Source organism: Dawidia cretensis (assembly GCF_018598175.1).
Classification (GTDB): domain Bacteria; phylum Bacteroidota; class Bacteroidia; order Cytophagales; family Cyclobacteriaceae; genus Ohtaekwangia; species Ohtaekwangia cretensis.
Window position 1 is genome coordinate 1 of sequence record NZ_JAHESE010000034.1, and the last position, 15,541, is coordinate 15,541.

General features: G+C 53.4%; 10 protein-coding genes. 3 read left to right on the plus strand and 7 right to left on the minus strand.

Going from position 1 to position 15,541, the window contains the following annotated elements:
- Positions 1-67 precede the first annotated feature (67 nt).
- Both KK062_RS24485 and KK062_RS24490 read right to left on the minus strand, forming a co-directional pair.
- Positions 68-1,690: a RagB/SusD family nutrient uptake outer membrane protein gene (locus KK062_RS24485; protein ID WP_254087007.1), complete on the minus strand. Its 1,623-nt coding sequence runs from the start codon at positions 1,688-1,690 to the stop codon at positions 68-70.
- A gap of 11 nt (positions 1,691-1,701) precedes the next feature.
- A complete protein-coding gene (locus tag KK062_RS24490) occupies positions 1,702-4,701 on the minus strand; it encodes a SusC/RagA family TonB-linked outer membrane protein (protein ID WP_254087008.1) in 3,000 nt (999 codons plus the stop codon).
- 525 nt (positions 4,702-5,226) lie between these two features.
- Here KK062_RS24490 and KK062_RS24495 point away from each other — a divergent pair.
- Together KK062_RS24495 and KK062_RS24500 are read left to right on the plus strand one after the other, a co-directional pair.
- Positions 5,227-6,945, plus strand: a complete 1,719-nt coding sequence (locus tag KK062_RS24495) for a hypothetical protein (RefSeq protein WP_254087009.1) — start codon at positions 5,227-5,229, stop codon at positions 6,943-6,945.
- The gene (locus KK062_RS24500) at positions 6,942-7,703 is read left to right on the plus strand and encodes a hypothetical protein (protein ID WP_254087010.1); all 762 of its coding nucleotides are present in this window, start codon (positions 6,942-6,944) and stop codon (positions 7,701-7,703) included. Before KK062_RS24495 ends, KK062_RS24500 begins: the two co-directional genes overlap by 4 nt.
- A gap of 5 nt (positions 7,704-7,708) precedes the next feature.
- Here KK062_RS24500 and KK062_RS24505 read toward each other — a convergent pair whose 3' ends face one another.
- The 5 genes from KK062_RS24505 to KK062_RS24520 all read right to left on the minus strand — a co-directional run bounded on the left by KK062_RS24505 (position 7,709) and on the right by KK062_RS24520 (position 14,726).
- Complete coding sequence (locus tag KK062_RS24505) at positions 7,709-8,584, minus strand: NmrA family NAD(P)-binding protein (protein ID WP_254087011.1); 876 nt, start codon at positions 8,582-8,584, stop codon at positions 7,709-7,711.
- A gap of 57 nt (positions 8,585-8,641) precedes the next feature.
- Positions 8,642-9,871, minus strand: coding sequence for an efflux RND transporter periplasmic adaptor subunit (locus KK062_RS24510; protein WP_254087012.1), 1,230 nt, complete (start codon positions 9,869-9,871; stop codon positions 8,642-8,644).
- Between the two features lie 16 nt (positions 9,872-9,887).
- Positions 9,888-11,132, minus strand: a complete 1,245-nt coding sequence (locus tag KK062_RS30995; RefSeq protein WP_317195809.1) for a TolC family protein — start codon at positions 11,130-11,132, stop codon at positions 9,888-9,890.
- Positions 11,129-14,248: an efflux RND transporter permease subunit gene (locus tag KK062_RS24515; RefSeq protein ID WP_317195810.1), complete on the minus strand. Its 3,120-nt coding sequence runs from the start codon at positions 14,246-14,248 to the stop codon at positions 11,129-11,131. Before KK062_RS24515 ends, KK062_RS30995 begins: the two co-directional genes overlap by 4 nt.
- Positions 14,249-14,408: 160 nt before the next feature.
- Positions 14,409-14,726 (minus strand): DUF6660 family protein, encoded by a 318-nt coding sequence (locus KK062_RS24520; protein ID WP_254087013.1) that lies wholly within the window; start codon positions 14,724-14,726, stop codon positions 14,409-14,411.
- Positions 14,727-15,466: 740 nt separating this feature from the next.
- On the opposite strand from KK062_RS24520, the gene KK062_RS31120 reads away from it, so the two are divergent.
- Positions 15,467-15,541: a potassium-transporting ATPase subunit F gene (locus tag KK062_RS31120; RefSeq protein WP_369075187.1), complete on the plus strand. Its 75-nt coding sequence runs from the start codon at positions 15,467-15,469 to the stop codon at positions 15,539-15,541.

Here is a 15,541-nt window from a genome sequence, read left to right on the forward strand (position 1 = left end):
CAACTCTCATCATTTGTGCAGTATCCAATAAACTTATGGTTCGTTCATACGCCTATCTACGTGACACTCAATAGCCATCATTCTGCCCCAAGTTGGAGTTCGTCTCCCGCTGCGGCTGGGGTATGGGATAGACCTCCCGAAACTTCGCGCTTGGCTTATGCGTCAACCACGACTTGGCGATGTACACAGATTTGCTCTCCTCCGTCGTCTTAAAGCGAATGAGGTCCTGCTTCCGGTGATGCTCTCCCACAAACTCCCACGCCAGCTCGTCCAGGAACCGGCCATAGATGATATCCTCGCCGCCTTCTTCCTCCGTGATGACACCCGCCTCGTACGGCCCGTAATTATACCGGCTTCCTTCGAGCAATTCCGCGCCCGTCACTACTGCTTTGTCAGGATCGTTCCGGAAAGCGCGGCGGCGGATCTCCGTCACGATGGCGGCGGCCTGATCCGCACCCGCGGCGCCACCACTGCGCAGCAAACATTCAGCCTGGATCATGAGTGCATCGGCGTAGCGGTAGAACGGAACGTCGTTGCCTTTTCCGTCAAGCCCGGCAATCTCATATTTAACAAACCGGAATCCCTCGTTATACTCCGCGCCGTCCGCGCTGGTGACGGAATTGACGTAGGTAAAATGCTCACCATTAAACATGATGGGCTCGCCACTGCTGGTATACTGCGGGCCACCAAGCCAACAGTCGGTGAAACGGCTGTCGTCTTCATCGTAGGTATCGATAAATTGGGGGATGCCGCAGCTGCCGCCCCAGGGGGACTCGCGCATGTTGTAGGTCGGCTGACTCAGGGCGTGCAGGGTTTTATACGGATAGTACGAGCCGGGGGCGTTGATATCGTCGAAGGGAATGGTAAAGATTTGCTCTTTGTTGCTGACCGCGTCGTTTGCGACTTTGAAGTTGTCGGCGTAGCTTCCCTGCAACGCGAAGTTGCCGCTGTTGATGACGTCTTCTACCTGTGTAAGGGCGTCGGCCCAGCGGGCAGTGCCGAAATATACTTCGGAGTTCAGATACAGCTTGGCCAGCGTCATCCTGGCGGCCCACCGGGTCACGCGGCCATACGTGGATCGATCAACCGTTTCGGTGAGCAGCGGCATAACCTCTGTCAGCTCGCTTTCGATAAAGTCGTATACTTCCTTTGCTGTGTTGTGTTCGGGCAGGTAGCCTTTGGGTAAATCAAACGTTGTCACCAGCGGTACACCGCGGAAATTATCGAACAAGATGTAGTAATAAATGGCCCGCAAGGCCCGCAGCTCCGCCAGCGCAAACTCTTTACCCTCTACATTGGGTATCGTCTCGATGGTCAGCATTGCTTTATTGGAATAGGTAATGCCATTGTATACCGCAATCCAAAGATTGTTGGCATGCTCGATGAAAGGTCCCCATTGATGTTTGTGCAGGTCGAGGTAAAGATCGCCCCAGCCGTTGCCGATGCGGTACGGCGTCACGATGAGGTCGGATGATTCTTCGTATACATCAAAGAGACCGTTCCAGCCCCAATATACGGCCTGAAAGCGCGTGAAGGCGGGGGCGATGATGGTGTTCAGGTCGTCGGCCGTGAGCTCGGTTTCTTCGGCTGTAATGAGATCATAGAGATTCTCGTCCAGGTTGGTACAGGAAAACATTCCGGCGGTAAATACCAACACGGAGAGATAGCGTTTTATCGTATGTGTCGTCATGTCTGTTGCTGTTAGAAGTTTACATTTACGCCTACCGTGTAGGTGCGAATCGACGGGAATTTGTCGCGGTTGTCGTTGCCCTGGAACATCAGGTCGTCGCGGCGGATCTCCGGGTCGACGCCTTTATACCCGGTAATGGTTGCCAGGTTGGAGCCTGAGACATACAGGCGCACGGCACGGATAAACTTGAGCTGTGCCACGTTGAAGTTGTAGCCCAGCGTCGCGTTGTCCAGCTTCAGATAATCGCCGTCTTCGATGTAGTAGCTCACATAGGCCTGGCGGGTGTAGGCCAGCAGCCGCTTGCCGTAGACATTGTCAAAGGCGGACTCCAGCACGTTGTAGTTGATGTTGGGGTTCTCGTAGAACATGCGCTGGAAATTCAGGATCTGGAACCCGAAGGCGCCGTTCATGACCACGCTCAGGTCGAAGCTTTTGTAGCGGAAGGTGTTTGTCCAGCCCAGCCGGAATTTGGGAATGCCATTGCCGAGGATCTGGCGGTTGGGGTCTTGTGACATGACGTTGTCGTCCATCACCTTACGCTCGCCGCCGGGCAACTCGATCACCCACAAACCATCGTCGCTGATGTCGATTGACTTTAAGCCCCAGAAATTACCGAGGGGTTGCCCCACCTCGACACGGTGCGTGGTCATGGAAATAGGATCGCCCGCATCGCCGGTGTTGATGTAGTCGCCGTCGATCTGGTATAGATCGTTGGACAAGCTCAGCAGCTCGTTCTTGTTACGTGACATTGTGACCATCGAGTTCCACTCGAAGTTGTTGGAGCGCACCGGTGTGCCGCGCAACAATACTTCGATGCCGCGGTTCTCCATTTTGCCGACGTTGGCCAGCGTGCGCTCGGCCAGGTTTGGCGGCTGCGGCACCCTGTACTGAAACAGCAAGTCTTTGGTCTTTTTTACATAGCCGTCTACACTCCCCGTGATGCGCCGGTTAAACAGCTCGAAGTCGACACCCACGTTAACCTCTTGCGACTTCTCCCACCGCAGGTCGGGATTGGGATTCCAGGCATTTTGCAAGGGCGGTACCCACTTGCCATTATTATAGAAAAAGCTGCCATCGTAATTCAGCGCCGTCTTCGATTGGTAGGAATCCCTCGGAATGACACCGGTCACACCGTAGCCCGCCCGTAGTTTCAGCAAGGTGAGCCCGTTTACATTGGCCAGAAAGGGTTCTTTGTTGATCAGCCAGCTGGCCGATGCCGAGGGGAATGTACCCCACTTGTAGTTGGCTCCAAACTTGGACGAGCCCTCGCGCCGTACGCTGGCCAGCACATTGAATTTGTCACGGAAGGTATACGCTGCCCGGCCAAAAAAGCCGATCAACGCGTTATCGTTCTTATAGCTGGCCATACGGGCCAGGCCGTCGCGCATGGCGTTGCCGGCCTCCAGGTTGCTGTAGGAGTATTTGTCGGTGGGAAAGTCGTAGTTGTTTACCCAACCCCCTTCGTTCACATTGTATTGATAGCTATAGCCGCCCAGCAAGGTGACATTGTGGTCACCCAGGGTGTGCGCATACTGGGAGGTCAGCTCCAGGTAGTTGGTTTTGTTGTGGTCGTCGCTGCGCGAGGCAAAGCCATTGCGACCGTTGCGGGTGGTGGAGTAATGTTTTTTGGTTTCCGCATAGCCCATAAGCTCCTCCTTTATTTCCTGCGCCAGCATCAGGTTTGTCTTCCAGCCGCCGATCGGCTCTACCGTGAGGTTAGACGTAAGGCGTGTCCACGAATTGTTGATGTCGCCCCCCGCCTCTTCGATCATCGCCAGCGGGTTGTAGTATTGGTACTTGGGAAAGTCGATCCAGTTGCCTTCTTCATCTTTTACATGGAGCAGCGGGTTCCGGATCAGGGCGTTGCGATAAATAAGCGTATTGAACGAATTGCCGTCGCCCATGGCTTCGCGTTTCTGAACACCCCGCAGCACGTTGATGTTTAGTGTAACTTTATCGTCGAGTAAATATTGATTCAGGTCCAGCGATACCCGGAACTCATCGTTGCCTGACTTCAGGAAGATGCCCTCTTGTGAGATATAGTTCACGGCCAGGGCATAGGTAGATGATGCTCCGCCGCCCTGCAGCGACAGGTTGTGGTTTTGCGTATACGCCGTGCGGGTGATCAGATCCAGCCAATCGGTGTCGCCGATGCCGCCATGCTGTTCCGCTTCATTTACGTAGTCACTCACGAAATTGAATGTCTCTGCACGCTGGAGGTATTCGCCGGCCGTGAGGAATTCGGGCTTGCGGGCGATGTTGGAAACAGCGGAGTAATGTGTATACGCCAGCGACGGCGCCCGGTCGCGCGCGCCACCGCGGGTCGTGATCAGGATCACCCCGTTGGCGCCCCGTGTACCGTAGATGGCTGCCGCCGATGCATCTTTTAATACCTCGATCGATACGATGTCTGCCGGCGCTGCGGTATTAAAATCACCGGGTACACCGTTGATCAGGATCAACGGTGTAGTCGACCCGCTGATGGTGGCGACACCGCGCAGGGAGATGTTGGGCATTTCGCCGGGGTCGCCGGAGCCGTTGTCAATCACCAGACCGGCCACCTTACCCTTGATGAGCTCGGAGGCATCGCGCATAGCCCCCGTCGTGAAATCCTTTTCCTTCACACTGGCTATGGCGGTGGTAACGTTCTCTTTCTTCTGCGTGCCATAGCCGATCACGACAACCTCTTGTAATGACTGCAGGTCGGGCACCAGCCGGATCTCCAGGGTGGTTTGATTGCCCACCGGTACTTCTTCGCTTACATAGCCGACAAAGCTGAGGATCAACACCGATTCGGATCCTGGTACCGCTATAGTAAAGCGTCCACCGGCATCTGTCGTCGTTCCCAGTAATGTTCCTTTCAACATCACACTCACGCCCGGCAGTGACTCGTTATCTTCGGAAACTACCTTTCCGGAAACGGTCACCTGTGCCATGGCCTGCTGATACAGCAACGCCGACGCCAAAAGCGCCAACGCCGCCACCAAGCGTTTGGTAAAATACTTTCTCATGCAATCTTGGGGTTTAATTAGGTCTGTTACGATGCATTGAAAGTAGAGAAATAGCACACGCACGTTTTTCCTGAAATTATCCTGACGTAATACGATTTATTCTGGATACAGGAAGTATACCCACGAACGTGGGAATATATACCTTACGTTGCGGGAGAATTCATAAGTATATACCACAAACCGATACCCGGCGGGTATACTTTTTCATGCCCGGAGATCGCCGGAAACGGGAGCCCGCGGGCGGCGAACGGATGAAAAAAGACAACCGGCGATGTAAATCGGGGGGTGTGACACTTACAAAAAAAGGTCCCTCCGGGCTAAATTGACCGAAACCCAACCCAAATCCATCTCCTTATGACGGTTGAGATGTTCACGCTTCAATCCCGAAGCCAAATATCTCAACCCGAAATTTTGTGATCTCCAGGTTATTTACGAGATTCAATAACGATTATGAGCCCATCACATAACCTCTTGGACAAAGAGTGTGTGATGGGCTTTTTCTATTGGCTTTACTCTAACTTCACTATGAGCTCCAAATACCCCCGGGGACGTCGTCGCCATGCTGACACACGGCCTCAACAACATATCCACAATGCCAATCAAAAAAGAGATTTGCGCCTCTCTTCTCTCCAGGAGAAGGTACACGGCGTCCTCAACGACAAGTTCGGCGACGTTCTGAAGCTGGTCGTACTGGGATTTATCTCGTTTGACTTTTTTCATCCGCTCACCTTCAAATTTATCGCCGAGCTCTTTAAGGACGCAAACGATCGTGCCAACCTTTTTGTCACCTTTAAAATCTGCTACCTTACGCTACCCCTTCTACTCTATGTTGTTTATCTCTACGCATCCAACAAAATCCAACTCCCAAGGAACATACTAAAGGGTGGGCTACGGATACGACCACCCAAAAGCAAGCCCATTCAAATCGTGATACTGCTTTTTATTCTTGTGATCGTGTGTATCGATGTCTGTGTTCCGTCTCAATTTCAACGATATCCATTCGTTATTACCATTGTGGCGCTTTGGATGCTATTGCTGCTGGTTCACTTTACAGATCAGCCAACGGTGGCATCGCAAGACGGAGATTCATCCCGATCACCCTTCGTCCAGCGTGTGATGATCACCCTCCGTGCAGTGGCGGGGGCAAAAGGGTTATCGTTTGTCACGTTGTGCATGGCTGTCGTCTTCGCCTGTGGGCTCTATGCTATGCATGCATTACCAAAACCGGAAAAGCCTGCGAAGGATCAGAAAGCGCCATCCAAGCGTAGCGGAGAAGTAGCGATGACAGTAAAAGCAAGTAATACGATAGCGCTTCCGGCTAAAAATATATCGACAAAAGATTCTGTAAAGATTGATTCATCCCCCTATTGGCGCCTCTATTTAAAACCCTTTGCTTTACAGAATTCGCTCAAAGAAGATGAGAAACACTATACAACATTGAAGGAGACCGACCAGCTGATCCATCAAGGCGCCCTTCGAACGGAATACCTACTGAATATAGCCATTGCCGATTCAGTGTCCAGGGGCGTAAATCCCTTCGAAAACTTTAACACGCAAAATCTTCAGGAAATCACGCCGGCTGTGGTGGCTTCGCTCAAACATGAATTTAGTGATACAACGCGGCGCATACACCGTCTCCGGGTCATCGGCCAGCAATTCCTGGCTACCCGTTCCTATACCTCTTATTACCGGGCAAACCTGGAACTCACCATCAGCAAACGGCAAAAAGAGTCCATCGATGCGGCCTCCAACCTGCTGAAACACGTACAGAAAATTGATCTCCTGACGATGTTCTCCATCACCTTTGCCTTACTCGTCTTATATCAGGCAACACCACAGCTGCAGAATGCCGGATTAAAATCGCTTATCCTCCTCTATTTCCTCATGTTTCTGCAGGGATTAAAACCGGTCGATCCGAATCATATCAACCTGAGTGACCCCGCATGGCCTTATACGTATGCCAACTGGTACATTCCGGGGTATATCAGCGAGATTGGAAGTATCGGCAGTATTGACAACTCCCGGACCGTTTATGGTAGCGACAATATAGACAACTCTACCCGCACAACAGAAACCGTCTATGGAGACGATGGGGATCTGGTCATTGGAGGCCCGGGGGATATCTATGTTACCACGATCCATGAAATTGAGGCAAATTTGCAGATCTTACTCATGAGAACCGACAGTATCAATCGACGAACACATAAGATGTATAACATGAACTACCAAACACCCCCATTATGATTCGCTTCACTTCCGTCCTACTCACCACGCTTTGTCTCTGCTACGTTCAAATGTCACATGCGCAAAGCCGCATTAAACGTCTACGCAACGCCTTAGAAGCTCTTCAGCAACGACAAGAAGTACCGCTGGACATGATCTACTCCCGGTCAACCGAGAGCTTGCTAAGAAACTACAATCAGGAGATTAAATTTCTTGATTCCTTAAAGGTGTTGAAGAAGGAAGGTTGCGTTCAGGCGGATCCGAATATCACGTTGGATATTGATTATCCATTGCGCAAAAATCCTGACCCTTGCAAAATGCCCATTTATACTGGCAAAAAAACACCCGCTTTCAAATCTTTAAGATTTCCCGATCTCAAATACGTCATGGAATCCTTTAACGATATGATTAAACACGTCGAAAATCTTACCACTGCGGCTCATTCATTCCAGTCACGTGTAAACGCCAACGACCTTGAATACAGGACGGCGATTTCCGACTATAACAAACGTTTCAGGCAATATGCAGAGAATGAGCTTACAAAGCAGATTCAGAAGAATTGCGAAAATCGTAACAAAAACGTTCAGATCCTGATCACGCAACAATATCAACACCTCGAAACGGCACGCATACAGGCAGCTACTGCATTACGCCCTAATTTCTTCCAGCGTTTTTTCTCGAAGAAGTGTAGCGCTGCTTACAGGAATGTCTGGAAAGAATATATACCGGATAAGAATCCCGCCATTCCTGTAAACAGCACACAAGTCACATCAAAATAGTCCGGTTACGCCATTTCGTGCTCCTGCTTTTTCACCAGGTGATCGATATATTCTTCCAGGGTAATATTACCACGTTTTGGTGCCTTGCCTATTTCAAAATCCTGCTCCAGTGTGACGGCCGTCATGTTGGCCATAGAGGTGGCGGACGCTTCGGAGAAGCCGGCTTTCATCAGGAACTCCTGCCATTTGGGACGCTCTACCGCGACCGCTTCTACCGGGCGACCGAGGGCTTTACTGAAAGCGTTGGCTACGTCACGCGGTGTATAATCCTGTGGACCTGTGATGTAGTGCAGGGCGGTATTTTCTTTGGCTTCCAGCAAGAGGTCGGCGGCGAAGTGCGCAATATCCGCAGGGGCAACCATCGGGATCTTAAAGTCGACGGGGAAAAGTGTATAGATCTTACCTTCGGAGCGGGCCGTGCCCAGGTCCATATCGAAGTTGCTCATGTAATACGAACCCCGCAGAATGGAAACGTAACGTGGAGTCATGGCCAACGCTTGTTCCATGCCGTATAATACATCGAGGTCACCGAGCTGATCGCCTGGCTGTGCGCCATAGGTCGATTCGGCTACGATCTTTTCAATAGGTGAATCTTTCAATGCCGACAGGATCGAGCTGATCGACTGCTTTTCCTCGGCAAACGAATCGGCCGCAAAGTTGCCCGGAGGATTGAGCAAGTAGAGACGCGTACCTTTTTTAAAAAGTGCGCGTAGCCCATTCGTATCCTGCACGTCGACGACCGCGGCTTTTGCGCCGGCGGCTTCGATCTGTGCTACATTACCACGGTTACGTGTCACGCCTGTGACCTGCTCGCCCCGTTCCGCCAGCAGTTTGATTAACACCGACCCAATGTGGCCGGTGGCTCCCAATATGATATGCATATGCGTTCGGTTTAATGTTCAACCGCATACATTAAAAAACCGTACCGCCAACCCCTATTAATGATGGTGTCCCTCCTCTTCGCTATTGTTCATTTTCGACAACAGGTCGTAGGCGCCTTTCAACACAATGTTGCGCGTGTTGCGGTCGAAACCTTCCGGCAAGAGGATTTCTGTAAAACCATCGTCGCTCACACCGGTACCCACCTCGACGGCCCGGAAGTGAATTTGCTCACGTTCCGCCTCATCCGTATGTTCTTCTGCAGGGTTTGTTGATGCACCTTTCTCTTCTACGGTCTGTAGAAAAATATAGTGCTTACCGGCTGCGCTCACGACTGCCTCGCCTGGCAACGCATCGGTCTGACCACCGGTAGTTTCAATGGTCGCTTTAACGTACATGCCCGGCAACAGGTCTTTGTCTTCTTTCAGCAGGTGACAATGCACACGCACCGTGCGCTCGGCGCTGATCTCGCGCCCAATGAGGTGCACTTCGGCTTCGCGCGATGTCGACTCATTGGCGAGTATAAACCGTACTTTCTGGTCTTCGCGTAGCTTGGGCACATCTTTCTCGAATACCATCAGCTCGACGTGCAGGTGACGTGTATCGACAATCTCGAAGATCACTTCGTTGGGCTGTACAAACTTGCCGATGTTAGCGTTGACCTCGGTTACGTAGCCGCTGATGGGCGAGATCACCGGGACAGACGATTGCAACGTCTCCGTTGTCAGGCTCGCCGCGCGAATGTTCAGCAAAGCCAATTTCTGACGCAGTGACTCTACGCGAACGCGCAAGGAGTGATAGTCGGCCGTAGTTTTTTCAAAGGTCTTGGCGGCGGTCACATTCTCGCGGCTCAGCTCCTCCTGGCGTTTATACTCTTTTTCCAGATACGACAGTTGGCTGGCGGCATCCAGGTATTCCTGCTGCATCTGAATGTAGTCGGGATGCTCCATACGGGCGATGACCTGCCCCTTATTAACCCACATGCCTTGTAACAGGTCGGTATATTTCAGAATGCCGCCGTAGGGAATGGATATGCTCACCTGGTTCTGCGGGGGCACATCGAGCACGCCGTTGACATGGAGCTGGCCGCTGAGCTGCCGGGATTCGATGCCACCCAGCACAACGCCCACGGATTTATACTGTAGCGTGGAAAGCCCGACCTTGCCTTCGGCCTCTTCATGCTCGTGCGCGGGTTCCTCGGCGGGCGCTTTGTCACGACAGCCGGTGAGGCTACCGGCGACGGCCGCGAGGATAAAAAGAAAATGATTGGTTCGTATGGTGAATGTCATGATGGTCTTGATCGTGTTACTCTATTGCCAGTAAATATTCCAGTTTGACAACCGCCTGGTTGTATTGATTGAGCGTGCCCAGGTAGCCGTGTTGCACGTCGGCCGCCGTTTGCAACGACTGCACCAACTCCACATAGCCGATCTCGCCGCTGCGAAAGGCCAGGTTGGCCTGCTTGAGAATGAGCTCCGCGTGCGGCAGCGCACCGCCCGTATAGTAGTCCAGCGCATCGCGCAGCTTGGTCACCTCTTGCGAAAGCGCCGTGAGCTCGCCGGTATAGTTGCGTTGTTCCTGCGTGTAGCGACTTTCGGCTGCCAGGCGGGTATATTCGGCTGCTTTCGCACGGGCCGCTTGCGGACGATACCATAGCGGCACGCTGATGCCGACCATAAAACCCTGAAAGCGATCACTTTTGGTCGTCAGCGCCGTGGTGTTCTCGCCTACGGGCATGCCGATCAGGGTCTGGTTGAAATACCCGACAAGCAGGTCCGGCGCCAACTGGTTCTTTTCGACGGCGCGTTCCTTTTCTGCAATGGCAACCTGCTGACGGTACCACTGCAGCTGCGGGTTGTTGCGCACCGTGGCGGTGTCGGCCAACGGTGTGGGCCGGGGCGCGAGTGCCGCCGGCGGTACATCCACCGGGGCGCTGCTGTTCAACAACATTTGTAAACGCTCGCGGTACACGGCGAGGTCTGCTTCGTTCTGACGCAGGGCCGTCTGCGATTGGCCGTAGCGGCTTTCCGCCGTCGCCTTTTCCAGCAGGTTCGCTTCGCCCGTGCGTTGCCGTACGTTGCTGGCGTCGGCCAGTTTTTTATACAGGCTATCCTGGCGGATATACCACGTATGCAGTGCGTGTAGGTACGCCAGGTGGCACCACGTTGATTTTACCTGAAATACCAATTCATCTTCTGTTGCCGCCAGCTTCAGCTCGCTGCCTTTCACCTGTGCTTGTCCCAGGGACGCACGTGCGCCAAAGACCGTCGGAAACGGAATGGATTGAGAAACCGTTATGTTGTTATCAGACCGTACATAACTGTTGTATTGCCCCACCATGCCTGTTACCGATAGCTTGCCGATATCCGACGCGGTGCGTTTTAAGGTTTGCCGGGCCTCTACGTCATACCGGGCGGCCTGTACGTACTGGTTTTGCTGCAGGCTCTGATGTACGGCTTGCTCGAGGGTGATCGTCGTTGTCTGCGCCTGCGTTACCAGGGGCAGCCATACCACCCACGCCAGCATTATTATTCTTTGCGAGAATCTCATATCGATGATTTCGTTTGCTTTCGTTCTACATAACTATATAACACAGGCAACACTACCAGCGTGAGCAAGGTAGAGGTGACCAATCCGCCAATGACGACGGTCGCCAATGGCTTTTGTACTTCCGCGCCGGCAGATCCCGACAGCGCCATGGGCAGGAAACCCAGTGAGGCCACCAGCGCCGTCATCAACACCGGCCGCAGGCGTTCAGCCGTACCGTGCAATACGATCTCGCGCAAGTCCGTCATGCCCTCCTGGCGTGAACGGTTAAACTGCGCAATGAGTACGATGCCGTTTAACACCGCCACACCAAACAAGGCGATGAAGCCGATGCCGGCCGAGATGCTAAAGGGCATGCCCCGCACTACCAGCGCAAAGACCCCGCCGATCGCCGCCAGGGGTATAGCCGTAAAGATGAGCAGCGACTGCCGCACCGAGCCGAAGGTGAAGTATAACAACAGAAAGATCAGCAGCAGCGCCACCGGCACCGCGACCGACAGTCTGCGTTGCGCTTCCTGAAGATTCTCAAACTGGCCACCATACGTTACGTAGTAGTTCGGCGGAAACTTCACGTTTGCGGCAATCTTTTCCTGTACCTCTTTTACCACGCTCGCGATGTCGCGGCCGCGCACGTTAAAGCCGACGATGATGCGGCGTTTGGCATCTTCGCGCTGAATTTGGTTTGGACCTTCTTCAAAGCGCACGTCGGCAAGCTGCTGCAGCGGCACCTGGAGACCGTTGGGACCGCTGACGTACAGGTCCTGCACATCTTCAATGCGTTGCCGGCTTTGCTCGGCTAGGCGCACCACCAGGTCAAACCGTCGCTCATTCTCGTATACCAACCCCGCCGCCTTCCCCGCGAATGCCGCACTGACCGTTTCGTTTACCGCCTCCACGCTGATACCAAAACGCGCCAGCGCGTCGCGGTTGATCTTGACAACGATCTGCGGCAGGCCGGTGATCTTTTCCAGGTAGGGATCCACCGCGCCATCGACGGTCCCCACGATGCCGCCGATCTCCTGCGACAGGCGCGTGAGCTGATCGAGTTCTTCGCCAAAGATCTTGATCCCGACATCCTGACGCACACCCGAGATCAGCTCGTTAAAGCGTAGCTGAATGGGTTGCGAGAACCCGAAGTTTACACCCGGTACCGCCTCCAGGGCTTCGGCCATCTTCGCCGCCAGCTCCTCGCGCGTGGCCGCCGAGGTCCATTCACTTTTGTCGCGCAGGATGATCGTCAGGTCGCACGCTTCCATGGGCATGGGATCGGTTGGGATTTCGGCAGCACCGATCTTGCCCACCACGCGTTTGACCTCCGGAAACTGCTTCAAGAGTATATCGGAGGCTTGTGTTACTTTATCCACGGTATGGGTAAGCGAGCTGCCTGTCAGCAACCGGGTCTCCAGGGCGAAATCGCCTTCCTCCAGGGTGGGTATAAATTCACCCCCCAGGCGCAAAAAGGCGATGACCGATACGATCAACATCCCCGCGGCCACCGCGACCACCAGGCGCTTTCGATCAAGCGCGCCGCGGATGACGGGCGCATAAATCCGCTGGAAAAAATCCATGATGCGGTCGGCCACGGTACGCTTGTGCGATACTTCCTTGCTGAGGCACAAGGCCGACATCATGGGCACATACGTAAGCGATAGGATCAAAGCCCCCAGGATAGCAAAGCTTACCGTCTGGGCCATGGGCCGGAACATCTTGCCTTCAATGCCTACCAGCGCCAGGATGGGCAGGTATACGATCAGGATGATGATCTCCCCAAACGCCGCCGCACTGCGGATCTTGCGGGCGGATGTATATACCTCTTCGTCCAGTTGAGTTTGTGTCAGGCGGCCGGTGGTGCGCAGGGCCAGGTGGTGCAGCGTCGCTTCGACAATGATGACAGCACCGTCGACGATGATTCCGAAGTCGATCGCGCCCAGGCTCATGAGGTTGCCCGACACCCCAAAAGCATACATCAGCGCAATGGCAAACAGCATGGCCAGTGGAATGACCGACGCGACGATCAATCCAGCCCGCAGGTTGCCCAGGAAAAGCACCAGTACAAAGATGACGATCAACGCCCCCTCTATCAGGTTCTTGGTCACGGTGTGTACCGCACGCCCAACAAACTCGCTGCGATCGAGGAATACTTCAATCTCCACACCTTCGGGGAGTGTCTTACGGATCTGCTCCATTTTTGCGCGCACGCGCTTGACGACGGTGTTGGAGTTCTCGCCTTTCAGCATCATCACAATGGCCCCTACCCTTTCACCCTCGGCATCCCATGTCAGGGCGCCATAGCGACTGGCCGCTCCGAGGCGTACTTCTGCTACGTCGCGAATCAGCACCGGCAGGTTTGCCGAGGTGGTGGTGACGACAATCTTGCCGATGTCTTCCTGTGATCCGATGAGGCCTTCGCTTCGGATGAAATAGGCGTATGGTTTTTTATCGATATAGGCCCCACCGGTGTTCTGGTTGTTGCGCGCCAGCGCCTCGAGTATATCGCCGATGCTGATGTTATGGCTGCGCAGCTTGTCGGGGTTGAGGGCGATCTCGTATTGTTTGAGCAGGCCACCAAAGCTGTTGACTTCGGCAACCCCCGGTGTGCCGAGCAGCTGGCGACGTACGATCCAATCCTGAATGCTGCGCAGCTCCATGGCATCGTACTTCTCTTCATAGCCCGGCCTGGCATGCAGCACGTACTGGTATATTTCGCCCAGGCCGGTCGACACCGGCGCCATTTCGGGCACACCGATCTCTTCGGGAATGTCGGTGCGGGCTTCGACCAGCTTCTCGCCGACCTGTTGCCGGCCCCAGTATATATCCACATCGTCGTGGAAGACGATTGTTACCACCGACAGGCCAAAGCGTGACATGGACCGAACTTCGGCGATGTTGGGGATAACCGACATGCTTTGCTCGATGGGAAAGGTGATGAGCCGCTCTACTTCTTGCGCCGCCAGCGACGGCGACAGGGTGATAACCTGCACCTGGTTATTGGTAATGTCCGGCACGGCGTCTACGGGCAGCCGCGAGAGCGCATAGACGCCCCAGGCCACCAGCCCGAGCGTGAGCAGGCCGATGATAAGCTTATTGCGAATGGAAAAATAGATGATCTTGTCTATCATAACGTTTTACAAGGCACGATATAAAGCATGGTATAGATATCCCCGTCGCCTGTGTACAGCGAAATACATACGATCCTGCCGTTGCGTTGCAACGGTATACCGGAAAGTGATATAGGGATTAGTAAGACAGGCAGTATGAACGAGCTGCCGTGTAGATGATTTAGGCTACCCTGGGCGGCTGCCAGATGGCATAGTCAATGGCCTGCACAAAAGGCAGGTTGACGCTCGACCGATGTGCCATCAACAATGGCGTATGGGACTCAAAAGAAAAAGCAACCGGCAATTGTACGTGGGTGCTGCAGCAGCTACAGGCACACAAAGGCGAGCAGATGTCGGCTGCGCCGGCATCGGTGTGATGCTCGGAAATGGTAACGGCGTGAGCGTCGGGAGCGTCATGCGCGCAAAGATCGCCGTCTGAGCATGGGAAGCATGTCAGCACGGCAAACAGTAAGGCGACGATATAACAGCCGAATTTCACGGAACGAAGGTAGGGGTAAAACTTATGCAACAGGTTGTCAAAAAGGCTTTTTTCTACAAAATGCACTTTAAATCGATTCCACACCATTCCAGTGGCCGGCCACGGACCGTGCGGTTGCCGGACCGTGTCTGAATAATGCCCATCTGCCCCACCCTCTCCCTTCCCGAGATCTACGAATGATCCACGGATGTTCTACTTCTTTAAAGGGTAAGGACATCCGTGGGTCATCCGTAGGACATCTATAGAACATCTATGTGGATCACTCGAAGTATACTGGGCAAAGAGTGGCTCTTACCGGGGCCGGTTTCGCATTCCGGCCGACTTCCGTCGCCACGCTCGAACGCCTCCTGGCAAAATTTTCGAACCCTGTGAAACAAACTAACGGAATTTATTTCAATACAATCAAACAAAAGTGATACTACAGGTGGTTAACATGTGATACAGTAGAGGCTTTCCGTTTCTGCACAGACCCTTCGGATTCCGAAGGGTCTGTATCCCCTATCCAAAACCAAAATGCTGGCTTTCAAATAATTGCAAATCTCGCACAATCTTTGGCGTAAGGGCACTCGAGTGTAAATAACTACGACTGCGCCAGCTGTATGCCCCCGGTGAGTAACAACGTAACCATAAACCATAACTATACAGATATGATCACGATCATCCTTTTATTGGCGGGCCTGGTGTGCTTCGCTTTGTTCTACAAATCGGTCGATTACTTCGAAAACATTTAACCTATGATGATGTTCCTGTTTTTCATCGCCATTACCGTGTTCTGCTATTTGCTGTATGCATTGGTGAACCCGGAAAAATTTTAA